The 22367-nt window shown below is 63.4% G+C and carries 20 protein-coding genes; 7 read left to right on the top strand and 13 right to left on the bottom strand.

Annotated features, from left to right (window positions below):
- Window positions 1-212 precede the first annotated feature (212 nt).
- The 5 genes from pdhA to BM151_RS02675 all read left to right on the top strand — a co-directional run bounded on the left by pdhA (window position 213) and on the right by BM151_RS02675 (window position 5183).
- Complete coding sequence (gene pdhA, locus BM151_RS02695; RefSeq protein WP_090056878.1) at window positions 213-1238, top strand: pyruvate dehydrogenase (acetyl-transferring) E1 component subunit alpha; 1026 nt, start codon at window positions 213-215, stop codon at window positions 1236-1238.
- An 18-nt stretch (window positions 1239-1256) separates the two neighbouring features.
- Window positions 1257-2633, top strand: a complete 1377-nt coding sequence (locus BM151_RS02690) for a pyruvate dehydrogenase complex E1 component subunit beta (protein WP_090056874.1) — start codon at window positions 1257-1259, stop codon at window positions 2631-2633.
- A gap of 12 nt (window positions 2634-2645) precedes the next feature.
- Window positions 2646-3986: a pyruvate dehydrogenase complex dihydrolipoamide acetyltransferase gene (locus BM151_RS02685; protein WP_090056871.1), complete on the top strand. Its 1341-nt coding sequence runs from the start codon at window positions 2646-2648 to the stop codon at window positions 3984-3986.
- Window positions 3987-4399: 413 nt separating this feature from the next.
- Window positions 4400-4627, top strand: coding sequence for a hypothetical protein (locus tag BM151_RS02680; RefSeq protein WP_090056867.1), 228 nt, complete (start codon window positions 4400-4402; stop codon window positions 4625-4627).
- Window positions 4628-4838: 211 nt separating this feature from the next.
- Window positions 4839-5183: a carboxymuconolactone decarboxylase family protein gene (locus tag BM151_RS02675; protein ID WP_090056865.1), complete on the top strand. Its 345-nt coding sequence runs from the start codon at window positions 4839-4841 to the stop codon at window positions 5181-5183.
- Between the two features lie 121 nt (window positions 5184-5304).
- Here BM151_RS02675 and cysE read toward each other — a convergent pair whose 3' ends face one another.
- From cysE to BM151_RS02630, 9 genes are all read right to left on the bottom strand, one after another.
- A complete protein-coding gene (gene cysE / locus BM151_RS02670) occupies window positions 5305-6132 on the bottom strand; it encodes a serine O-acetyltransferase (protein ID WP_090059133.1) in 828 nt (275 codons plus the stop codon).
- A 135-nt stretch (window positions 6133-6267) separates the two neighbouring features.
- Entirely contained in the window at window positions 6268-6981 is a 714-nt protein-coding gene (locus BM151_RS02665) for a DUF2793 domain-containing protein (RefSeq protein ID WP_090056862.1), read from the bottom strand.
- Window positions 6982-7020: 39 nt separating this feature from the next.
- Entirely contained in the window at window positions 7021-10962 is a 3942-nt protein-coding gene (locus tag BM151_RS02660; protein ID WP_090056860.1) for a baseplate multidomain protein megatron, read from the bottom strand.
- A 3-nt stretch (window positions 10963-10965) separates the two neighbouring features.
- Window positions 10966-11415 carry an NlpC/P60 family protein gene (locus BM151_RS02655; protein WP_090056857.1) on the bottom strand — a complete coding sequence of 150 codons (450 nt, stop codon included), beginning with the start codon at window positions 11413-11415 and terminating at the stop codon, window positions 10966-10968.
- A gap of 7 nt (window positions 11416-11422) precedes the next feature.
- Window positions 11423-12334 carry a DUF2163 domain-containing protein gene (locus BM151_RS02650; RefSeq protein WP_090056855.1) on the bottom strand — a complete coding sequence of 304 codons (912 nt, stop codon included), beginning with the start codon at window positions 12332-12334 and terminating at the stop codon, window positions 11423-11425.
- Entirely contained in the window at window positions 12334-12966 is a 633-nt protein-coding gene (locus BM151_RS02645; RefSeq protein ID WP_090056851.1) for a DUF2460 domain-containing protein, read from the bottom strand. Before BM151_RS02645 ends, BM151_RS02650 begins: the two co-directional genes overlap by 1 nt.
- A gap of 18 nt (window positions 12967-12984) precedes the next feature.
- Window positions 12985-14217, bottom strand: coding sequence for a phage major capsid protein (locus tag BM151_RS02640; RefSeq protein WP_177213004.1), 1233 nt, complete (start codon window positions 14215-14217; stop codon window positions 12985-12987).
- A gap of 58 nt (window positions 14218-14275) precedes the next feature.
- On the bottom strand, window positions 14276-14830 hold the full coding sequence (locus BM151_RS02635) for an HK97 family phage prohead protease (RefSeq protein ID WP_090056848.1): 555 nt from the start codon (window positions 14828-14830) through the stop codon (window positions 14276-14278).
- Window positions 14823-16193 carry a phage portal protein gene (locus BM151_RS02630; RefSeq protein ID WP_090056846.1) on the bottom strand — a complete coding sequence of 457 codons (1371 nt, stop codon included), beginning with the start codon at window positions 16191-16193 and terminating at the stop codon, window positions 14823-14825. Before BM151_RS02630 ends, BM151_RS02635 begins: the two co-directional genes overlap by 8 nt.
- Before the next feature lie 181 nt (window positions 16194-16374).
- Here BM151_RS02630 and BM151_RS02625 point away from each other — a divergent pair, with 181 nt between their 5' ends.
- A complete protein-coding gene (locus tag BM151_RS02625; RefSeq protein ID WP_143093023.1) occupies window positions 16375-16878 on the top strand; it encodes a hypothetical protein in 504 nt (167 codons plus the stop codon).
- 50 nt (window positions 16879-16928) lie between these two features.
- Here the strand turns inward: BM151_RS02625 and BM151_RS02620 are convergent, their stop codons facing one another.
- Window positions 16929-18332, bottom strand: coding sequence for a DNA-packaging protein (locus BM151_RS02620; RefSeq protein WP_090056839.1), 1404 nt, complete (start codon window positions 18330-18332; stop codon window positions 16929-16931).
- On the bottom strand, window positions 18217-18504 hold the full coding sequence (locus tag BM151_RS21375) for a hypothetical protein (protein ID WP_143093022.1): 288 nt from the start codon (window positions 18502-18504) through the stop codon (window positions 18217-18219). The genes BM151_RS02620 and BM151_RS21375 overlap by 116 nt, the downstream gene beginning before the upstream one ends.
- 411 nt (window positions 18505-18915) lie before the next feature.
- Between BM151_RS21375 and BM151_RS02615 the strand changes: the two genes are divergently transcribed.
- Window positions 18916-19689, top strand: a complete 774-nt coding sequence (locus tag BM151_RS02615) for a potassium channel family protein (RefSeq protein ID WP_090056835.1) — start codon at window positions 18916-18918, stop codon at window positions 19687-19689.
- Window positions 19690-19924: 235 nt separating this feature from the next.
- Here BM151_RS02615 and BM151_RS02610 read toward each other — a convergent pair whose 3' ends face one another.
- Together BM151_RS02610 and mltG are read right to left on the bottom strand one after the other, a co-directional pair.
- A complete protein-coding gene (locus tag BM151_RS02610) occupies window positions 19925-21115 on the bottom strand; it encodes an APC family permease (protein ID WP_090059130.1) in 1191 nt (396 codons plus the stop codon).
- 76 nt (window positions 21116-21191) lie between these two features.
- Window positions 21192-22367 carry an endolytic transglycosylase MltG gene (gene mltG, locus BM151_RS02605; RefSeq protein ID WP_090056832.1) on the bottom strand — a complete coding sequence of 392 codons (1176 nt, stop codon included), beginning with the start codon at window positions 22365-22367 and terminating at the stop codon, window positions 21192-21194.

Raw genomic sequence — 22367 nt, 5'->3', positions numbered from 1 at the left:
AACTAGTCCGGGTGACTTTCGAAACCTTTAACAACGGCCCGCCATTTACAACCAATGCGCGAATTTTTGTCTTTCAATTCAGCTATTCGCCTGATGCATGGCAGCCACCCGCAGCGCATATCAAAAAATCCGTGCAATCACCGGCCGCTGCCGCTACTATATAGTTTAACACTAAACTATCTATCTATTGCGATCTTGGAGGAGGAGGCCGCATGGCACCCCGGAAACCTGCGTCGAAAGCAGCGAGCCCAGCGAATGTCTCGAAAGACGAGCTGCTCGCCTATTACAAAGACATGCTTCTTATCCGTCGTTTCGAAGAAAAGGCCGGCCAGCTCTATGGCATGGGCCTGATCGGCGGCTTCTGTCACCTCTACATCGGTCAGGAGGCCGTTGTCGTCGGCCTCGAGGCCGCGGCGAAAGAGGGCGACAAGCGTATCACCTCTTATCGTGACCACGGTCACATGCTCGCCTGTGGCATGGACCCGAAAGGCGTCATGGCGGAGCTCACCGGTCGCGAGGGCGGGTATTCCAAGGGCAAGGGCGGCTCGATGCACATGTTCTCGAAAGAGAAGCATTTCTACGGCGGCCATGGCATCGTCGGCGCACAGGTGCCGCTGGGCGCCGGTCTCGCCTTCTCCGACAAATACCGTGGCAATGACAATGTCACCTTCACCTATTTCGGCGATGGCGCCGCCAACCAGGGCCAGGTCGCCGAGACCTATAACATGGCCGAGATCTGGGATCTGCCGGTGGTCTTCGTGATCGAGAACAACCAATACGCCATGGGCACCTCGACCCAGCGCTCGACCAAGTCGCCGTCCTACTGGGTACGCGGCAATGCCTACGGCATCGAGGGCGAAGAGGTCGACGGTATGGACGTTCTGGCCGTCAAGGACGCCGGTGAACGCGCCGTGGCGCACTGCCGCGCCGGCAAAGGGCCTTACATTCTCGAGATCAAGACCTACCGCTACCGTGGCCACTCCATGTCCGACCCGGCCAAGTACCGCACCCGCGAAGAGGTTCAGAAAATGCGCGAAGAGCGCGACCCGATCGAAGCTGTGCGCTCGATCCTTCTGACCGGCAACCACGCCACCGAGGACGATCTCAAGACGATCGACAAGGAGATCAAATCCGTGGTCAACGCGGCTGCCGAATTCGCCAAGGAAAGCCCGGAACCGGCGCTCGAAGAGCTCTGGACCGACATCTACGCGGATGAAATTCCGCCGCACAACGCCTGATCCGGAGGAGATACGACAATGGCAACCGAACTTTTGATGCCGGCCCTCTCCCCCACGATGGAAGAAGGCACGCTCGCGAAATGGCTCGTCAAGGAAGGCGACACCGTCACCTCCGGCGACATCATCGCGGAAATTGAAACCGACAAGGCGACGATGGAATTCGAAGCCGTCGACGAAGGCGTGGTCGGCAAGATCCTCGTGGCCGAGGGCACCGAAGGTGTGAAGGTCAACGATGTGATCGCCATCCTCGTCGAAGAGGGCGAAAGCGTCGATGATCTCGCCGCCCCCGCCGCAGCCCCGACCGCCACTGCCGAAGCCCCGGCAGCCGAGGCGCCCGCACCGGCCCCGGCAAAAGCCGCAGCCCCCGTGGAAGTGGTCTCGAAAGCCTCCGCCGACTGGCCGGAAGGCACGGAGATGAAGACCCAGACGGTACGCGAAGCGCTCCGCGACGCCATGTCCGAAGAGATGCGCCGCGACGAGAATGTCTTCATCATGGGCGAAGAGGTGGCCGAATACCAAGGCGCCTACAAGATCACCCAGGGCATGCTCGACGAATTCGGCTCCAAACGCGTCATCGACACGCCGATCACCGAACACGGTTTTGCCGGGATCGCCACCGGCGCCGCCTTTGGCGGGCTGAAACCGATCGTCGAGTTCATGACCTTCAACTTCGCCATGCAGGCGATCGACCAGATCATCAACTCAGCCGCCAAGACGCTCTACATGTCCGGTGGTCAGATGGGCGCCCCGATGGTGTTCCGCGGCCCGAACGGCGCCGCCGCCCGCGTCGGCGCGCAACACTCGCAGGACTACGCCGCCTGGTATGCGCAGATCCCGGGCCTGAAAGTGGTGATGCCCTACTCCGCCGCCGACTACAAAGGTCTGATGAAAACCGCGATCCGCGACCCGAACCCGGTGATCTTCCTCGAAAACGAGATCCTCTACGGCCGCTCTTTCGAGGTGCCGGCGCTCGAGGATTTCACCATCCCCTTCGGCAAGGCACGGATCTGGCGCGAGGGCACGGATGTGACCATCGTCTCCTTCGGCATCGGCATGCAATATGCTCTGGAAGCCGCCGACAAGCTGGCCGAAGAGGGCATCTCCGCCGAGGTGATCGACCTGCGCACGCTGCGCCCGATCGACTATGACACCGTGCTGGCCTCCGTGATGAAGACCAACCGCTGCGTCACCGTCGAGGAAGGCTTCCCGGTTGGCTCCATCGGCAACCACATCTCCGCCACGATCATGCAACGCGCCTTCGATTACCTCGACGCGCCGGTGATCAACTGTGCCGGGAAAGACGTGCCGATGCCCTATGCCGCCAATCTCGAGAAACTCGCGCTGGTAACCACCGATGAGGTGATCGCCGCCGTGAAAGAAGTGACCTACCGCTGAGGAGACCCCGATATGGCTATTGAACTTTTGATGCCCGCCCTGTCTCCGACCATGGAGGAAGGCACGCTGGCGAAATGGCTCGTCAAGGAAGGCGACGAGATCTCATCGGGCGACGTGATCGCCGAGATCGAGACCGACAAGGCGACGATGGAATTCGAAGCCGTGGACGAAGGCGTGATGGGCAAGATCATCGTGGCCGAGGGCACCGAAGGCGTGAAGGTCAACGATGTGATCGCTGTCCTGCTGGAAGAGGGCGAGGATGCCTCTGCGGTCGAGACCGCAGGCAAAGCCGGCCCCGCCGCATCCCCAGCCGCATCCCCAGCTCCTGCCGCCGCTGCGGACGCGCCGAAAGCCGAAGCTGCTGCACCCGCCGCCGCTCCGGCAGCGCCCGCGCCGGCCGCCCCCGTGGCCGCCTCTGGCGAGCGTCTCTTTGCCTCGCCGCTCGCCCGTCGTATCGCCGCCCAGAAAGGTCTGGATCTCACGGCGATCAAGGGCTCCGGTCCGAAAGGCCGCATCGTGAAAGCGGATGTGGAAAGCGCCACCGCCGCCCCCAAGGCCGAAGCGCCGAAAGCCGCCGCAGCCGCGCCCGCGAGCGCTCCGGCTGCTGCTGCAGCGCCGACCGGTCCCTCGACCGAGACCGTGCTCAAGATGTACGAGGGCCGCGACTTCGAAGAGGTCAAGCTCGACGGCATGCGCAAGACCATCGCCGCACGTCTTTCCGAGGCAAAACAGACCATCCCGCATTTCTACCTGCGCCGCGACATCAACATCGACGCGCTCTTGAAATTCCGCGGCGAGTTGAACCACCAGCTCTCCGGCAAGGGCGTCAAGCTCTCGGTCAATGATTTCATCATCAAGGCCGTCGCCAACGCTCTGCAAGAGGTCCCCGAGGCCAATGCCGTCTGGGCCGGCGACCGGGTGCTGCAACTGAAACCCTCGGATGTGGCCGTGGCGGTCGCAATCGAAGGCGGGCTGTTCACCCCGGTGCTCAAGGATGCCGATATGAAGTCGCTCTCGGCCCTCTCCAAAGAGATGAAGGACCTGGCCCACCGCGCCCGCGACCGCAAGCTTGCACCGCATGAGTATCAGGGCGGCAGCTTTGCCATCTCGAACCTGGGCATGTTTGGCATCGATAATTTCGACGCCATCGTGAACCCGCCGCATGCCGGCATCCTCGCCGTTGGCGCGGGCGTCAAGAAACCGGTTATTGGCGAAGACGGCGAGATCAAGGTCGCGACCGTGATGTCCGTCACCATGTCGGTGGATCACCGGGTGATCGACGGCGCGGTGGGCGCCAACCTGTTGAAAGCCATCGTCGACAATCTCGAAAACCCGGTGGCGATGCTGGCCTGATATAATCGGCCTGATCCGTTTCAGAACCAACACAAAACCCAAAAGCCCCGCCCCTCCGGCGGGGTTTTCTTTTGCGCCTGCGCAAACCGCCTTTGATGCAAATCCGCCACGGTCATGTCTGTCGAAATCTTTTCCCTTGGTGAAATGGCCGCGGCTGGCTAATTTCTGCACATCTGAAACCGGAACTGACGAAGGAGGCGTAATGATGACTGCATATACTCAGACCACCTTTACGTTTGGTCATTCCGTTCAGACCGGATCGCACCGACGTCGCGGATAACCCGCCCGTCCCGCATCCCCTCCCGGCAGTCCTGACACAGAATCCGCTCTGATCGAGCGCATCTTTTCGCCTCTGCCCTTTTCTAAAAACTGACAAAACAGGCTCTGCGGTTCCCCCGCAAGAGATTGATATCATGACAAACTATTACACCACCCCGGCGCGGGGGGATTTTCCGCGTCTTCATATCCACACCGTGATCGCCAATTACGGCATCTGGGCCGTGCTGCTGCGGGTGTTGCGCGCCATGCTCCGGGCCAAACGCCCGCCGCCCTCCATCGTGCTCTCGGATCATCTGAGGCGCGACATCGGCCTGCCGCCCCTGCGGGCGCAGGCGCGCCCCAACCTGCATGACCGGTTCTGATCAAACGCCAGAAAGCCCCACCGCCTCAGGCGCGTGGGGCTTTTCCAGAGCCCTCATCCGCCCCAATATACTGGTCACTCCACAGATCAATCTTCTGGCCCATCTGATCCGCCTCATAGGCGCCGCCCGGCCCATCATGCTAAACTGACACTGTCTTTGGACAAATCTCTGGCACAGCGATCAGCCACACCCAGTGGCAAAGGAGGATATCATGAGCTGGGCAAAAGAACTTGAAACGGTGCAAAACGCCATGGGCGATTTCGGCACAGAGCTCCCCGCCGTGGGGGACGGTTTTCACGCGCTGCATGTCGGCGCCATGGCCGAGGGCGCCATTCCGGTGAAACACAAGGAATTGCAAGCCCTGGCGATCGGCATCACCAAGCAATGCATGAATTGCATCGGCTTTCACGTCAAAGCCTCGATCGACGCAGGCGCCTCCCGCGAAGAGATCGCCGAGACCGTCGGCGTGGCGATCCTGATGGGCGGCGGGCCGTCCTATATGTACGGGATCAAGGCGCTCGAGGCCTATGACGAGCTGGTGACCCTCGCCGCGTGATGCGGGCCAATGCACCTGCCGAGAAAAATACCCCCACCGCAGAGCGATGGGGGCAGGAATTTCTGCGGTTTTGAGGCTGCGACTTACAGGCTGCGATCCAGAGACGGATCTCGGAAGGCCTTTAGGTGGCCTTGTCGTCGCCCGCCCGCGCGCCGATGAGCTGGTTCATCGACACGGAAGGCTGCGAACAGCCGGCTTCGCCAACGACCCGCGCGGGCACGCCCGCGACCGTGGTGGCCGGCGGCACGTCGGAGAGCACGACCGAGCCGGCGGCAACCCGCGAGCAGCAGCCGATCTTGATATTGCCGAGCACCTTGGCACCGGCGCCGATCAACACGCCATCACCGATCTTGGGATGACGATCCTCGTCCTCCTTGCCGGTGCCGCCCAAGGTCACGTCATGCAGGATCGAGACATTGTCGCCGATGACGGCGGTCTCACCGAACACCAGTGCATGGGCGTGGTCCAGGAACAGCCCCTTGCCGATGCGGCAGGCCGGATGGATATCGACAGAGAATTGCTCCGACATGCGCATCTGGAAGAAATAGGCCAGATCCTTGCGTCCTTCGCGCCACAGCCAGTTCGCAACGCGATGCGCCTGAATCGCCTGGAAGCCTTTGAAATACAACAGAGGCTGAATGTAGCGATGGCAGGCCGGGTCACGGTCGAACACGGCGGCGATATCGGCCCGCGCGGCCTCCGCGAGGCTCGGATCACCGGCATAGGCATCATCGGCGATTTCACGGATGAGCTGTTCCGACATCTCGGGCGAGGCGAGCTTTTGCGCGATCCGGTAGGCCAGCGCATCCTCGAGCGTTTCGTGATGCAGGATACAGGCATGCACCAGCCCGCCCAGGAGCGGCTCGGCGGCCACAGCGGCACGCGCCTCGGAGACGACCTGGCTCCAGACGGGGTCGAGTTCTTTCAAAGTGGTGCGGGTCTTGGCCATATCCATGTCCTCTTTTTCCGAGAGAATACTATAGATAGGTCCAATTGCCAAAGCACAAGGGGAGAGCGGCGAAAAACCCCGCACACCAGGCTGTGCGAGCGCCGTGAACGACGAACTCCCTCCCTACGCAAACGCTCACTCCGACGGCAGGGAGAACTGTGCACAATGCACGGCGAGCCGGATCGTTCCGCCGCTGAAATCGCCGCCCTCGCCAGTGAGGATCAGATCCTCCGAGGCGTAATAGGTCAAAGGCGTGCCGGTGAGGCCCCGAAGCCAGCTGCCCTGCACGGTCGAGAGGCCGGAGCCGTAGCGATTGGAAGAGGCGGCGACGCCGAGCGAAAACCCGGTCAGCCCGGCACCGGTGATGTCGGAGAGCACCCGCCCGGTGACACCAAAGACCACGGATTGCCCCGGCAGCGCAAAGCTGACAGCCGAGCTGGCCCCGGCGCTGATCGCATGATCGATCTCGATCACTTTCATCACCATGCCGGCACCATGAACGGAGAGCGTTTGCGCCCCGAGTTGCCACCCTGCCCCATCATAGGCGGCCCAGCCCGCCTGATCGGTGACATAGGCCCGCAGGCCCAGCGCGGGCGCCACAAAGACCCAGCCACCGTTCAGATAGAGCGCGATCATGCCCGCCTGCCCGGCCCAATCATTGACCGGTGCCGCGCCGACACCGTAAACCTCTCCCTCCTGCGGCGTCAGCGGCGGGGTGTTGTCCGCCACGGATCGCAGGCTGAGCTGAATCACCCCGTCGATGCGGGCCAGCGCCTCGTTCACGGTGACATGTTTCTGGGCCTGCGCCGCCTCCAGCAGCGGCAGGGCGAAACGGCTGGTGTTACTCATGCCCCTTCTCCTTCATGGTATTCCTCACGCATCTTCGTCTCACACATTGATCTCGACCTTTCGGAACAGCCCCGGGCCGAAGCTCTCGGACATCTGGGCCACATGGATTTCATAGGGCGGCGCCACGCCGTCCCTCGCCTTCTGCGCCGCCGTGTAGGTCCAGTTCGGACTGCCCGTGGTCAGCTCGCGCAGAAGGCTGCCGCCCTGCACCACCCGGATCAGGTAAAGCTCGAAACTCTCGCCCAGCGGCACCTCGACGGATTGCCAGCTGTCGCCATCTATGCGGGTGCGGCGGGTCCAGCGCAGTTCGATCTCCCCCGAAGCGCCGCTATGCGCCGTCAGATGCGCCGGCGCATAGGGGCGCAGACCGACGCCATCGAAAGCCTCGACAAGATGCTGATAGCTCGCGTCCTCATAGCTCCGCCCCGAAGGTCCGATCCGGTAGTGCCGGGCAAGACCGCGCGCCGATTGCGCCAGATCGATCTGACGCAGGGCCGAATTGATCAAGACAAAGCGCGACCCCGCCGGCCAGTCCGGCGTCACCCCGTTCAGAAGACCTTCGCCCAGCGCATCGGTTCCCGCCTGCCCTCTGAGCCGCAGCGAAATCTCATAGATCTGCGGCCCCACCAGTTCGGCCTCGGCGAATTGCAGGACCTCCCAAGTGCCGGATGTCCCATCCCCGATCGCCGCCACATTGGCACCGTTCAGAACCGCCAGAGGATCGGCGGAGGAGAGCTCGCCCCGGGTGAGCCGGACCCGAAGCGCCCCGCCACGGTCCCAGAGCCCGGGTGTCGCCCCGCCCAGCGCGGTCTCGGTCACCCCGATGGTGGCCCATGTCGGCAACAGCGTGTTGAGCGCATAGCCACTGTCGGAGGCGGAACTGTAGACAGCCGCCGATCCGGGCCAGGGCTTTGCCGTAGCCCCGATATGCGGCGCGTGCGGCACCTCATCACCGCTGAGCAGCGGCAGATCGAGAAACAGCGGATAGACCGGCAGGGGCGCGACGAAAGGCTGGGCCTCGATCACCTCCTCGACCGCGTCGGAGGGGGTGTAGATCTCTTGCTCCACCCTGACCGCAGTGATGTCCTGCTGCGCCCCGAGCGTCGCATGATCGATCCGGTAGCGCAGCGTGCCTGCCTCGGTGTCAAGGCTCACCACATCGCCGGCGCCATAGGGCAGTTTCGAGAGCGGCAACGAGAAGCGTGCGCTGTCGCGCGCGACACGGGATTCGGCGAGCCAGCGTTCGACCACCTGCCGGCCTTCGGCCCGGGTCAGCGCCAGCGGCAACTCGCTCTGTGAAAGAAGCCGGCTCTCCTCATCCGGGAAGATCGCCTCCTCGGACCGCGCGGCATAATCGCCATCGGCATCGACGAATGTAAGCTGGACGCGTCCCGCCACTTCCGCCTCCGGCGCCCGGCTGCGCTCGAGCAAACCGTCCAGCTCCTCGCTCTCGGCCAGTTGCGCTTCGGTCAGCGCAAACCCGGGCTTGCCGGTGCGGGAGCGGAAGCTGAGCCGCCCCTCGCGGTCCACCGCTTCGAACCCATAGGCCAGCATCAAAGGCTGCAGAGCCGCGCGCGCGCCCTGAATGTCGTTCACGTGGTAACCGCGCAGCACGCCCCAGAGCTCGGATGTATCGACCTCGGTGACCCCGGAACGGGCACAGATCTCGGTGACCACATCGGCCAGCGACCGTGCCGTGCTCCGACCGTTGAGCCAATGCCCCCTGGCGTAATTCTCACCATCGGACCAGACCGAGGACACAGAGGGAAAGGCCGGGTAAGGCCGCCCGTCCCAGGCCCAGACATGGGCGCGGGACATCTCGATCATCGGCCCGGCATAGGTCTCGGAGATCGGGTTATGCGCCGCATCCCCCCAGTAGGAGAGCATGGCGCGGAGATACTGCATCTGGATAAAGTCATCGCGTCGCCCGGTCGAATAGGCCGGCAGGGCGCTTTCGGAGCTTTTGGCATCGAGAAACTTGTTCGGCTCATTCGTGCCCTTGTCCACGGCGGCACAGCCCAGCTCGGTGAACCAGATCGGTTTCGATTGCGGCTCCCACGAGGTGGGTGTGGCGCTGCGCACCCCGGCGATGCGCTCGTGATGGGCATTCTGCCACCAGCTGCGGATATCCTTGTAGCGCCAGACCCAGGCCTCACCGTAAGCCCCATCCGTGATCGGCGTGCGGATCTGCGCCGCCTTATGCTCCGGATGGGCGTAATACCACTCGAAGCCCTCGCCGCCCTCGATATTCGCTTTGAGGTAGTCGAGATTGTAGATCGCGCCCCACTTGGCATCGGCATGGTCATCGCCCTCGCGCCAGTCTGAGAGCGGCATGTAATTGTCGATGCCGATGAAATCGATATTGTCATCGGCCCATAAGGGATCGAGATGGAAATACAGGTCTCCCCCCTTGTGATAACCGAAATATTCCGACCAATCGGCGGCATAGGTGATCTTGCATCCCGCGCCGAGGATGGCGCGCACATCGGCGGCCAGGGCGATCAGTTGATCCACCACCGGAAAGCCGCTGTCGTCGCGGATCTGGGTGAGCGCGCGCAATTCAGAGCCGATGCAAAACGCCTCCACCCCGCCGGCCAGCGCACAGAGATGGGCGTAATGCAGGATCATCCGCCGAAACGAGAACTCCGCCGGGCCGCTATAGCTGACCGTATTGCCTGCGGCGGTGAAATCGCCGAGCTGCGCCGTGCCGAAAAACGCCGCCACCTCGGCCTCGGCTGCCGCCGTACCATCCGGCGTGCCGCTGACACCCGGCGCCAGCGATGTGGTGATCCGCCCGCGCCAGGGCAACGCCGGTTGTTCGGCCTCTCCGGTCCAGGGATCGGTGAGCCCGTTGCCCGCCTCCTGATCCATCAGGATGAACGGGTAGAACATCACCTCCTGGCCGCCCGCGTGCAGCGCCTTGATCGCCTGAATGACGGATTGATCCGACGGCGTGCCGCCATAGATCACCCGGCCCTCGGCATCCTTTGCCAAAGCCTCCGCCGTGCTGCGGGTCACGCCGGAGACCGTCCAGGACATCTTGGCGGCATCCACCGCTTTCTGTTCGACCTTGGGCCGCAGCGCGCATTGCCCGCACCGCAGATCGGAACCGAACCAGGACACCACCAGAGAGGTCGAGCGACAATTCGGCAGCTCATCGACCATGGCGTCCAGGGAGGTGGTGAAATCCGGCTGACCCGAGGTCGAATTCATGTTCGAGGCGAGCGTCACCCCGGCCCCGTCGCCGACATAGACCGGCGTGGTGGCCAGCGCATATTCGCCCGTACCCGGGATCATCGCCACGGCGGGCACGATATGGGTGAGATCACGCGCCGTATCGCCCGGGTTCAAGACCTGCTCCGGGCGCATCACCTCGAAGGTGAATTGCGGCACCCGGTTGCCGAAGGGCGTGAGATCCAGATCCTCGAAGAGGACATAGGCAATGCCGCGATAGGCCGGCACCTGGCCTGCGCCTTCGATAGCCTCGATCTTGGCATCCGGCTGCTGGTCTTCCGCCCCCGAGTAGACCCGAAGCGTCACCGCGCTTCGGTCGATCTCGCTGCCGTCGGCCCAGATCCGGCCGACACGGGAAATCTCGCCCTCGCAAAGCGCCACGGCCAGAGACACGGAATAGCTGTATTCGGCCACCGTCGGGCGGCTCGGCGCGCCCTTGCCGCCACCACCGCCGCTGGCCGTCACATGCTCCTTGAACTGGGTGGCCCAGATCACCTGACCGCCGATACGCATCCGACCAAAGAGCTGTGCCACCGCCGTGCCCTCGGAAGCGCCGGTGAGGCGAAAACGTTCGACCCGGCCGCTCTCCACCGTCTGGCTGCCCGATCCCATCAGGCGCTGATCGATGGCCCGGCCGATGGTGGCGCCGATGGCGCGGCCGATCACCACCGAGGACAGGCCGAACACCCCGCCGCCGACGGAGGCCCCGAGCGCGGCCCCCGCCGCAGAAAGCACGATCGTTGCCATGGTTCAGCTCCCCGAGGTTGCGGTGATTGGAGGAAAGGCGAAACAGGCGGCCACACGCCGCCGCCAGGGCGCACTGAGCGCATTCTCGATCACCCCATGGCCGCTGTAGGCATGGATGAACCGTGGCGCGCTGCCCCCTGCGCTAAGGATGCCGAGATGTTTGGCCACAGAGCCCGCGCGCATGCGAAACAGGATCACATCGCCCGGCGCCATCGCGGCGCAGGGTTTGCGGATCAGATGGCGCATCGCCGCCGCCAAAAGCCGCTCGTCGTGCTGCGGCTCCGACCAATCGGCGGTATAGGCCGGCACGGCTTCGGGCTCTGCACCATAGAGCTCGCGCCAGACCCCGCGCAAAAGCCCGAGACAATCGGCCCCCGCGCCTTTGCAGGAGGCCTGATGCCGGTACGGCGTTCCGAGCCAGTCGCGGGCATGGTGAAGGACAAGCTGATCCATCATCTTCTCACCCCGATGCCTCTTGCGATCCGCTCCCCGAGAGGCTGCCACCGTCATTCTGGCCGGATTTGACCGGATAGGTGGCGAGCCAGTCTTCGCCGGGGATATGCGGAAAGCCGCGAAAATTCGCGAAATTGTCGAATTTCAGACGACAGGTCGCGGCGCGTTTGTCACAGCCCGCCTCGATGCGGATCAGATCGCCGGGCCGGACATCGGCGCGCAGATCTTCCCAAAGCTCGATGACGCGGCCCGTGGCCGAAAGCCGGTCGTTCTTGATCAGCCCGATCAGCCCTTCACCCGCGCCGCTCCGCACCAGAAACCGGCCACGTTCGAACCACCGGTCGTCGAATTCATCGAGACCCGCAAAGCTGAAAACCTTGCCCTTTTCCATCGTTTCCACGGCGATCTCGGTGAAATAGCCGGGCTGGTCGAGGGCCACGCCACAGCGGGCATCGCCGAGAATGGCGGAACATTGGCTCTGATAGATCAGCCCCTGCGGCTGGTTGAGCGCCTCGGTCAGCCCCCTGAGTTCGGCACGAAACCCGCCCGAGACCCGGGTGATCTCGCCGAATCTGCCCCGAAACAACAGCGCCCGCTGGCCGACATCGGCCCAGTTGACCAGCCAGCATTGGATCTCGGCACCATCGAAACGCCCGGCGCGAATGTCGTCCTCGGTGACGGAGGCCGCCGTGAGCGCGCCCAGCGCCTCGCTATTGTCCACCGAGAGCCCGGTGGATTGCTCCAGCGCCTGCGCCGTGAGCCCGGTATCGGCCTTGAAGACCATCCCGTCGAAACGCAGCTCCCGGTCGTGATCGGTGAAGCCATAGACCACGCCGTCACGCCGCCTGAGCGACCAGGCGCGACAGAGCGTGGTGACACCGGAGGCGAGATGGGTTTTGAACTCCTCGGAAAAAGCCATCAGATGCGCAGCTCCACCACCGGGACATTCGGCACTTCGCCGGCCTGAAACGAGGCCACCGAGGTCGAAATCCTGTCGGTGTCGAACCGCACCGGCACGTCGAATTCGAAGCCTGCGGTGACGGCGGCGCCCTCACCCGGCGGCGCCTCGAATGTGATCAGCCCGGTGTCGGTGTCGACCGACCAGTCGACGGCTTCCAGCGCCTGTTGCCCCTGAATCCCCGCCAGCACCGTGCCGAGCACAGGTTTGGTCACCGGGCGCCGATAGCTGGCGTCGCCGGAGATGTAGGATTTCGCGAGCTGAAATGTGGCGGTCTCGCCATCGCCATGGCCGATCAGCTGATCCTCGAACCCGACCGTGGCCGAGGGTTTGCAGCTCTTGTAATCCGACCAGTCTTTCCAGCGAAAGCCATAGAGCTGGCCCTGACGGGCCTCGAAGAAGGCGATCATCAGCTCGATATCGTCCAGGGACCGCATGCCCAGCCCCGCGTCATAGCGACGACGCGAATGCGCCCAGGGGGTGTTGCGCTCCTCGAACCCGTTGGCCAGCGTCACCACATCGGTGCGCCGCTCCGGCCCGCCGACCGAGCCGAAACTCAGATTGGCCGGAAATCTCACCTCATGAAATCCCATGTCTCTGCCTCCCATCCGTCATTGATTGCGCGAGCCGCGGCCCAGCGCCCGGCTGAGCTGCGCCGCGATCTGGCTCTGGCTGCGCCGGAAGCCCTGCACATCGGGCGTCGTGACATTCATGGTGATATTCACCGGGCGGGCCCTGCCCTGCGCCTCGACGCCCAACCGGCCATTCGCGCCACGGGTGAGCGGCAGGATCGCCTCCGCGCCCGCCTCGCCCATCAGCCCGATGGCCCCGCGCATCGGGAAATAACTCGGCGAGGTGACCACCCCGCCCTTGGCGAAAGGCATCACCCGGCCCTGGGCAAATGCCCCGCCGCGCTCGAACGGCATCAGCCCCTGGATGATCCCTTCGAGCCCGGAGCCCAGCGCCGAGCCGAGATGCGAGGTCACCGGCGTCAGCGCGGCATTATAGGCGGCATCCAGCATCGATGTGCCCAAGCCCCTGAGCGCATCCGAGAGCGTATCGCCGTCGAACACCAGCCCGTCGATGGCGCGTTTCAGCCCGCGCGAGATACCGCTTTCGAGCTTCGAAACCTCGCGGCCCGTCTCCGCCACCGTGGCCTGCAGGCGGCCCATCTCCTGATTGAACGCCGCCGCCATCGCCTCGGCGGAGGCGAATTTGTCGGCGATGCGGCCCGCAAGCCAGGCCTCGATATCAAAGGCGCTGTCGTCCAACAGCCGCTGCGAGGCTTTCGGCAGGGCGGACAGCTCGTAAAGCGGGATCGAAATGCGATCGATGGTCGGCGTGTCGGTCTCCGACAGGCTGCCGGTCTCGGTGACCCAGCCGGAGCCGAGATCGGTGGTGTCGATCAGCACGTCGTAAGAGGTCGCCTCAACGTTGACCACATTGGCGATGGAGCGGATCGAGGCGGTGGATTTCAGCACCGATTTGATCATCTCCGACGTCTGCGGATCGACGAGATAGCCGCCATCGCCATTCACCGCCGTCGACATGGACTTGCCCTCGAGCGCCAACCCGCGCAGCGCCTCGTCATCGCCATTGCGGACATAGGTGGTAAACGCCGTCTTATGCGACAGGTCCGGCTCCCGCGAGGCGGACAAGGCCGGGCGCATCGCCGCGGCGGACAGAGTAAGAGATTTACGATCAAGCATGGTCAGTCGCTCTTCCTGATACTGAAGTTTTGAGTTGATATCGGCCTGAAAGCCTTTGAGATCCTTCATGAAACTCGAAAGTTCGAGTTTGACCTCCTGCACAGATCCGATCTCCTCGGTCTCGATGGTGCTCATCCAAACGCTCCTTTGGTGTCATGGGGGGGCGCCGGGACGCGAAGATTTGGACCGGGCGTCATGGATCGGCCGCCAGCGCCGCCCGCGCCGCTCTCAGCGCCGCCGCAATCTCGTGTAGCAGATCAGTTTTCGCCTCCGGGCTCAGCCGCGCGTCCGGCAGCATCGGGAATGTCACCAGCGAGACTTCCCAAAGCTCCAGCTCGGTCAGCAACCGATGGCCTTTGGCATCCTTCCGCGCCTTCACCGTGCGATAGCCTATGGAGAGCCCGTCGATCGCGCCGGCTTCGATCAGCGCCATCGCCTCGCGGCCGCGCTGCAATTCCGGCAGGATCCGACCTTTGACATAGAGCCCGCGTGCGTCCTCATAGACCGCATCCCAAACGCCGATCGGCTGCGCCGGATCATGTTGCCATAGCATCTTGACCGAGCGCCCCTTGGCCTTGAGCGCGGCAAGCGAAGCCCGGTAGGCGCCGCTCTGCACGATGTCGCCGCCACTGTCGCATCGCCCGAAGAGTGAGGCGTAACCCTCTATTTTAACGATATTATCAAGAATATCGATAGCGTCGATGCGGGTGAATTTATGCTCCAAAGCCGCGACCTCCGAGTTACGCATCGCTGCCTCCCTGCGTCTCGGGCTCCGAGTCCCGCGCGTCCTGCGCGGGTGGCCCGAGGGGCACAGGGAGTTCGGAGGGCGCTGGGTGCTCGGGGGCGGCGTCCGGCCCTGCGGCTTCGGGATCGGTATCTGGCGCGGGGTCATCCTTCGGCGCCTCCTCTGCCACCAGCGGCGGCAGACCCAACATGCTGCGCTTCTCCTCATCGGTGAGGAAAGCCGCCCCCGCAATCCGTGCCCATTGCGCATCGCGCTCGATGGCCAGCGCCGGCACCTGATCGAGATCGGGCTTCAGCTCCAAGGCCTCACCGACCATCTCGGAGAGCCAATGGCCGATCGCCGCACTCACCTTGGTGACCATCGGCAGCACGGTCAGGCGATAGAAGGCCCGGTTGGCCTCCTGATAATTGGCATAGGTCATGTCGCCAGGAATGCCCAAGAGCATCGGCGGCACCCCGAAGGCGAGCGCGATCTCGCGCCCCGCCGCCTCCTTGGTCTTCTGAAATTCCATGTCGGACGGGCTGAACCCCATGGGTTTCCAGTCCAGTCCTCCTTCCAGAAGCATCGGTCGCCCGGCATTGCGCGCGCCCTGATGATGCGCCTCCATCTCGGACAGGAGCCGATCGTACTGATCCGCCCCCATGGCGCCCTGGCCATCCGCGCCCTTGTAGACGATCGCCCCCGAGGGCCGTGCGGCATTGTCCAAGAGAGACTTGGACCAGCGCGAGGCGGCATTGTGCACATCGATCGCGGTGGCCGCCGCCTGGATGGGCGAGAGCCCGTAATGGTCATCGGACGGGTGAAAGGCCTTGATATGGCAGATCGGGGCATGCCCCTCGGTCACGCTGAACCGATGCTTGCGCCCGCCCACCGCGTATTCATACCCGACCGGCCAGCCATCGGCGCCGGGAATGAGACTCATCCGGTCCGAGCGCAGCACATGGAGTTCTTTTGGCACCTCTGCGGGGCCGATCTCCCAATCGCCAACCGCCTCAAGATAGCCATTGCCGGACAGAAGAAACTGACCGTAGAGCGCTTCGAACAACTCGGCGCGCCCCTGCGCCGGATTGGGGCGCGAAATCAGCTCCAAGACAGGATGAACCTCGAACCTCATCTCTTTGTTTTGCAAGATCAAAGGCAGGGCAGCCGCAGCCTCGGAAATCAGTTTGACACAGCGAAACCCGACCGGGTTGCCGGCAAAGCCGACGCGGGCCAGCGTCACCGTGTCGCGCGGCGACCAGGCCACCCGACCCGTGCCGAACATCGCCCCGGACATCGCCGCCACGACCGGCCCGGTGGCCGAGGCCTTCGCCTCTTCCGGGCTCTCTGCACGGGCCTCGGCACTGCGCTTGAACATATCAAACATCTGGCTCTCATCTCCTGATCTGTGCCGGGTCCTGCGATCCCGCGCCGTCGTTGGAGACAGGTTTTAACGCCGAGGAGAAAAGAAGTTCTGAGCAGAGCGTACGGTGAGGGCACGGGGCGCAACGGGTGATGCGTCTTGCACCTGCCATGAAGATCAAGGATGCTTTGAGAAAGATTTGGCTTTGCAGAAGATGAATTTGATTTTTACACGCCTTAAAGATTTCTTCGACACGTCTAGGAAGATCCTTTTTGAGCTCATGTTTTTGAACACAGTTTGTATCCCTCTCACCAAGGTGGACGAGGATCGCACAACAGTCGCCGAAGACGCGCTGGACTATCTGAATGCCGGGCGGATCAAACTGTATCCGATAGCAATGCTCTGGTTTCTCACGGTGATCTACGAAGTTCGGCTAGAGACCAGCACCTCCTTGCCCTGTTTCGTTCTGGAACCGACTTCCAAAAGCAAAAAGATAACAAAAATATACTGGAGGATCATGCTGGCGATCTTCCTCTTCGGAATGATTACGGTCGAGCCATCGGCAAACATATCCCGAGTGCAAATCATGGGGTTAGCCGGGGCGGTTCTCGCGTTTCAGGCTCTGACTGCCCATTTTGATCAACGCCACCTCCCCAAACAACTCAAATCCACACTGGATGAGTTCACCGCGAAAGAGACAGCTCAATAACCCGGATGCGCGGCATCACCTTTTCGATGCGCCGCGCGTCACAAGTCGCGTCACCCCACCGTCCTGATCCGCGGTCGTGCCGGGTTGGGCAGGATCATCAGCTCGTGGATGGCCCAGACCAGCGCGTCCAAGCGGTCGGGGCTGCCCGGCGCCTGATAACCTTGGGCAGTCATGCGAACCATCTGGTCTTCCAGATCGCCCAGGCCTCTGACATGCCGGACCCGGCCCTGATCGTAAAGCGCGGCGACGGGTTCGGCACGCGCCGCCTTGCCCTTGCTCGCCCGGACGGATTTATAGGCGACCAGAGGATCGATCTGTCTGAGCACCGTCTCCACCAGATCGCCGCCCTGATTGACCTCGGCCACCACCTTGTCGCCCCGCCAGCGCGCCAAGGCCGCAATCGCCGCCTCGGCCCAGACGGTGGGCGAGGCGGCCGAGACCGAAGCGTCTTCGAGCACATAGGCACGCCAGTCCTGTGGCGGGCCCTGTGTCACCGCGCCCACGACAATGATGCCGCATTCGTCCGAGCCTTTGTGGCCGGTGACCGGCGGATCGACGGCGACGACGATGCGGTCGAACTCCGGTAATCTGTCGGCACGGCTCGCCTCGAGTTTTGCCAACGACCAGAGCGCGCCCTCCTCCTCGTCCAGAAGCACACCGTCGAGCTCCTGCCGCCCGAGCCGTGTTCCGGCATAGCGCGCCTTGACCTCTTCGAGAAAGGAGCTGGCGAGATTGGCGGCATTGGCCTCGGTCGGGGCATGCGTCGTGACCGTGCTGTCGCGGGCCAGAAGCGCTTTGAGTACCGCCACATTGCGCGGCGTGGTGGTGACCACCGCCCGCGGGTCGTCGCCTAAGCGGAGCCCGAATTGCAGCATATCCCAGGCCGCCTGAGGATCGCGCCATTTCGCCAGCTCATCGACCCAGGCGGCATCAAATTGCGGCCCGCGCAGAGCCTCCGGATCATGGCCGGAAAACACCGTCGCCTCGGCGCCATTGGGCCAGACAAGCGTCCGGCGTGTGGCCGACCATGTCGGCCGTCGGTCCGGCGGCGACGCGGCGAGGATACCGCTGTCGCCAAACACCATCACCTCGCGCGCCTGATCATAGGTCTCACCGATGAGCGCCACCCGCCGGGCCTTGCCCTTTTGCCTCGGCCGCGCGCCCTCGACCTGGCTCCGCACCCATTCGGAGCCGGCGCGGGTCTTACCCGCACCGCGCCCGCCGAGGATCACCCAGCTGCGCCATCTGCCCTCGGGTGGGATCTGATGCTCGAGCGCCCAGGCCTCGAACAGATAAGGGAGCGCCAGAAGCGCCCCCTCCTCCAATCTATCCAGAAACTCACTCTGGACCTCGGGCGGCTCGGAGGCGAGCCAGGTGATCAAGGATCTGAGATCGGGCTGCGTCAAAGTCGATCTCTCCCGGAACAAGCTCTCCGCGTTTGCGTCTTTCCTCATCGAGATTTTGCCTTTCTTTCATCGCCAGCAATTGCGCCCGCCGCAGATCGGCGATCAGAGGTCGCACCTCTTTTTCCGCCTTCTCGCCCAGAGCCAGCCTGCCGACTGCGTCTTCCAGGGCGTCGATCGCCCAGCTCAGCGCATTCGTCACGGATCTGTCGATGCGATCCATCGAACCGCTCTCATCCCCCACAGATGATGCTGTCTTTTTCATGGTAGTGCCTCTCATGCTTGTCTCCGCACGAGAGATCCGAGTGCCCGGCGCGCCTCACAGGATCGGACGGTCAAAACCGCTCCGTCCGACCGCGCCGCCGCGCCAAAGAAAAACGGCCCCGGCACACCCCCTCAGGTGCACCATGGACCGTTCGCTCAGGTCTTCTAGCATGGGCGGAACCTGCCACAACACCGCTCGAAAGTCAATTTATTTATATTTTTCAAAGAACTAACACAAAGTCCGCAGTGCAGGCAGTCTTTTTACCCTCTTGCAGGCGCCGTGCTGTTTACTCTTGAAAACACACGGGTTTTCGCCCATCACCAGAAGCCACGACAGGATCGTGGCAAGAGGTGCAAAGGAGGCGCGCATATGGCCAGCACGTTTCATGCGAGGCTCAGCGAACTCTATGAGGGCAGCAGCGACCGCGCGCATCGGTTCCGCTATGCGCTGTTGGCCTTTGACCTGACGACGATCCTCTTCGTCATCGTCACCTCGTTTTTCACCCATCCGCTCTGGGTCGAGATCACCGATCTCATCGTCGGACTGCTGATCCTGATGGATTTTTCCGCCCGGGTCTATGTCTCCCAGCGCAAGCTCCATTACCTCACCCGGCCCTCGACGCTTGCGGATATCGTCGCGATGCTGTCCTTCATCGCGCCGCTGGCCGGCGAAGGGCTCGGTTTTCTGCGCATCCTGCGGACCTTGCGGCTCTTGCACACCTATCAGCTGATGAACCGGCTCAGGCAGGATTTCATCCTGTTCCGCAAACATGAAGAGGTGATCATCGCCGCGATCAACCTTCTGGTCTTCATCTTCGTCACCACCGGGCTGATCTACGCGCTCGAACACGGGCGCAACCCGATGATCCGCAACTATGCGGATGCGCTCTATTTCACCATCACCACGCTCACCACCACGGGCTTTGGCGATATCACGCTTCAGGGCACCTCGGGGCGGCTCCTGTCCATCGGCGTGATGTTCTTTGGCGTCACCCTGTTCCTGCGCCTGGCACAGGTGCTCTTTCGCCCCTCGAAAGTGCGCTACGAATGCGAGAGCTGCGGGTTGATGCTCCATGATGCCGATGCGGTGCATTGCAAACATTGCGGCGCGGTGGTGCATATCGGCACCGAAGGGTTGAACTGAGCCCTTTGCAGACATTGGTCGTGAGGGCGTGCGCCGGACCGTGGGCTGGCGCAGCAACGATTGAACGCTGTGCTTTATGTCTGCCAAACCCGAAAGAGATCAGAGCGTTGTACTAGGGTGGTAATGCGCCTGACCGCCGGGACGGTCCGGCGCACGCCCGGGCAACTGCGTTGCTGTTCCGGGCGGTTGCACATGGTTCAAACGTTCCCTCCGTCCCGCGAAGCAGAGCCTCACCCTACTCCACCGCCACGCCGAACAGCGTCACGGCCGCCGCCAAAGCGGTCACCAGAGCGAAAAACACCACCTGGCCCGCAGGGCGCCTCTCGCGCCGGGCCAACACCACGGCAATCGCGCCTTGCAGCGTGTAATACCCAGCGAAAGCCTTCGACGCCCAGGAGATGATCTGGAACACGTCGAGAAACCAGGTGAGGCATAGCCCCAGCGCCACCAGCGCGGCATAACCCGTCTTCACCGGCACCCTGCCCCGGGTCAGTTCCGCGACCAGACCGCCCGCCCCCGAAGTGTCCGCCACCGCGGCCGAGAACTGCGCCGCCAGCGCCGCCATCACCAGCATGATGGGCAACACCGGCGCGACCACGGCCATCATGTCGATGATCGCGGTCTCCGAGGTCTCGATCTGCTCTGGCACGAACACATAGGCCATCAGCACCACATAGATCATATAGATCGCGGTCGAGAGCCCTTGCGCCAACCTCATCGCCCGGATGCGCAGCGCCGCATCGTATTCGGCGCCCAGATAGCGCGAGGTCTCAAAGCCCTGCACCGTCACCAACAGCCCGAACAACAGGCTCACCGCCGCCCCGCCCGTGAGCTTTGCCGGGCTCACGATCAAGCTCCCTTCGGAGGCCCGCCCGCCAAAATACCAGCCCAATCCCATGAGAAGCCCAGCGATGATCGCCAGTTTCAGGCTCACCGAGACCTGCTCCAGACGTTCCAAGGCCGAGAAGCCCTTGGTCCAGCCGACAATGAGGATCAGCAGAAACACCACCGTCGTCACCCAGCGCCCGGCCAGCTGGCTGTCCCAGGGCGTCAGGCTCACCGCAAACGCGCCCAGAAGATTGAGATAATAGGCGACCGAGATCACATAGGCGAAGGACAGCGCCCAGGAGGCAAGGCTTTCGATCCGCGCCGAGAGCGCATCATGACCCGTCCCCGCCCGCACCGAGATATTGAACCGGATCGCCGCCCCGATCGCATAGGCGAGCGCACACAGGAGCGCCATGGCCAGCGGCGTCCAGGCACCATAGGCCTGGGCCAGAATCGGCCCAAGCACCAGAAACCCGGAGCCGATGATCGAGGCCAGTGGCGTTACCGTGGCTTTCCACAAAGGCGCGCTGGAAAAACCTCGCCAGCTCAACAGCCCCGCCACCAGAAGCGTCGCGCCGATGATCGCCAATAGCTGCATGCCCGTTCCTTTGAAAACCTTCAAAACGCGAAAGGGCGCGATCTGCACCGCGCCCTCCCGTCAAATCATCTCTGCCTTACTCGCTGGCGCGCTGCGCCTCGATCTCGCGCCATTTGGCGACATTGGCATTATGCTCCGCCAGCGTTTCCGCGAAGGCGTGCCCCCCCGTGCCATCGGCGACAAAGAACAGGTACGGCGTCGTATCCGGGTTCACCGCGGCCTCAAGCGCCTCGAGCCCCGGGTTGGCGATCGGTCCCGGCGGCATGCCTTCGATCACATAGGTGTTGTAGGGGCTGTTCGACTGCAGCTCGGATTGCCGCAGGCCGCGCCCCAGCACACCAATGCCATTGGTGACGCCATAGATCACCGTCGGGTCGGTTTGCAGCTTCATGCCGCGTTTGAGACGGTTCTCGAACACGGACGCCACCTGACGCCGTTCCGCCGCAACCCCGGTCTCTTTCTCGATGATCGAGGCCATGGTGAGCATTTCTTCCGGCGTCTCGAAGGGCAGACTGTCGACACGCGTCGCCCAGACCGTATCGATCCGCTGCTGTTGCACTGCTTCCATCCGGGCCAGAAGCGCATCGACATCATCGCCGTCGCGCACCTCGTAACTGTCGGGCGCCAGCATGCCTTCGGCCGGCATTTCATCGGCCTCGACCGAGCCGGTGAGGAAGTCCGCGCCTTTCAGGCTCTCGACCACGCGCCATACCGTCGTGCCCTCGGCCACCAGCACCCGGTAGCGGGTGTTGGCGTCGGCGCGCACCTTGGTATAGGTCTCCGGGATGGCATCGCCTTCGTCACCGGCTTCACCGGGCTGGAATTCGGCCGTCTCGACGTAATTGCCCTGGGCCGGGTCGAGTTCGCGCACCTGCATCAGCGCCCGGTTCACACCGATCCGGTAAACCACTTCCGTGCCACAGGTCGAGGCACCGCCACGGGTGATGATCTCGATGATCTCCGCCATCGAGGCGCCCTCATCGACCAGAAAGGCCCCGGCTTTCAACTGTTGCGACTTGTCGCTGTAATCCGCGCCGATACGAAAGATCGACGGGTTGGAAATCGCATGCTGGCCGGCCAGATCCTCCGACACACGGCGCATGTTCGAGCCGGAGGGCACGCGCAGGCAGATCGCCTGATCGAGCGGGCCTTCGGCGGTATATTGGCTCTTGCCCCAAGCAATCACCCCCGCCAAAGCGACGAGGGCGACAATCAGAAGCGTGAGAGCGTTCGAGGCGATCGATCGCCACAT

Source organism: Celeribacter neptunius (genome assembly GCF_900113955.1).
GTDB classification, from domain to species: Bacteria; Pseudomonadota; Alphaproteobacteria; order Rhodobacterales; family Rhodobacteraceae; genus Celeribacter; species Celeribacter neptunius.
The sequence above is the reverse complement of the archived record's forward strand: the minus strand, read 5'-3'. Positions and strand labels throughout refer to the sequence as shown.

Excerpts from the sequence above, each read along its gene's own strand:
- pdhA (WP_090056878.1), top strand. The coding sequence starts at position 213 with ATGGCACCCCGGAAACCTGCGTCGAAAGCAGCGAGCCCAGCGAATGTC.
- BM151_RS02690 (WP_090056874.1), top strand. The coding sequence starts at position 1,257 with ATGGCAACCGAACTTTTGATGCCGGCCCTCTCCCCCACGATGGAAGAA.
- BM151_RS02685 (WP_090056871.1), top strand. The coding sequence starts at position 2,646 with ATGGCTATTGAACTTTTGATGCCCGCCCTGTCTCCGACCATGGAGGAA.
- BM151_RS02680 (WP_090056867.1), top strand. The coding sequence starts at position 4,400 with ATGACAAACTATTACACCACCCCGGCGCGGGGGGATTTTCCGCGTCTT.
- BM151_RS02675 (WP_090056865.1), top strand. The coding sequence starts at position 4,839 with ATGAGCTGGGCAAAAGAACTTGAAACGGTGCAAAACGCCATGGGCGAT.
- cysE (WP_090059133.1), bottom strand. The coding sequence starts at position 6,132 with ATGGCCAAGACCCGCACCACTTTGAAAGAACTCGACCCCGTCTGGAGC.
- BM151_RS02665 (WP_090056862.1), bottom strand. The coding sequence starts at position 6,981 with ATGAGTAACACCAGCCGTTTCGCCCTGCCGCTGCTGGAGGCGGCGCAG.
- BM151_RS02660 (WP_090056860.1), bottom strand. The coding sequence starts at position 10,962 with ATGGCAACGATCGTGCTTTCTGCGGCGGGGGCCGCGCTCGGGGCCTCC.
- BM151_RS02655 (WP_090056857.1), bottom strand. The coding sequence starts at position 11,415 with ATGGATCAGCTTGTCCTTCACCATGCCCGCGACTGGCTCGGAACGCCG.
- BM151_RS02650 (WP_090056855.1), bottom strand. The coding sequence starts at position 12,334 with ATGGCTTTTTCCGAGGAGTTCAAAACCCATCTCGCCTCCGGTGTCACC.
- BM151_RS02645 (WP_090056851.1), bottom strand. The coding sequence starts at position 12,966 with ATGGGATTTCATGAGGTGAGATTTCCGGCCAATCTGAGTTTCGGCTCG.
- BM151_RS02640 (WP_177213004.1), bottom strand. The coding sequence starts at position 14,217 with ATGAGCACCATCGAGACCGAGGAGATCGGATCTGTGCAGGAGGTCAAA.
- BM151_RS02635 (WP_090056848.1), bottom strand. The coding sequence starts at position 14,830 with ATGCGTAACTCGGAGGTCGCGGCTTTGGAGCATAAATTCACCCGCATC.
- BM151_RS02630 (WP_090056846.1), bottom strand. The coding sequence starts at position 16,193 with ATGTTTGATATGTTCAAGCGCAGTGCCGAGGCCCGTGCAGAGAGCCCG.
- BM151_RS02620 (WP_090056839.1), bottom strand. The coding sequence starts at position 18,332 with ATGAGGAAAGACGCAAACGCGGAGAGCTTGTTCCGGGAGAGATCGACT.
- BM151_RS21375 (WP_143093022.1), bottom strand. The coding sequence starts at position 18,504 with ATGGATCGCATCGACAGATCCGTGACGAATGCGCTGAGCTGGGCGATC.
- BM151_RS02615 (WP_090056835.1), top strand. The coding sequence starts at position 18,916 with ATGGCCAGCACGTTTCATGCGAGGCTCAGCGAACTCTATGAGGGCAGC.
- BM151_RS02610 (WP_090059130.1), bottom strand. The coding sequence starts at position 21,115 with ATGCAGCTATTGGCGATCATCGGCGCGACGCTTCTGGTGGCGGGGCTG.
- mltG (WP_090056832.1), bottom strand. The coding sequence starts at position 22,367 with ATGTGGCGATCGATCGCCTCGAACGCTCTCACGCTTCTGATTGTCGCC.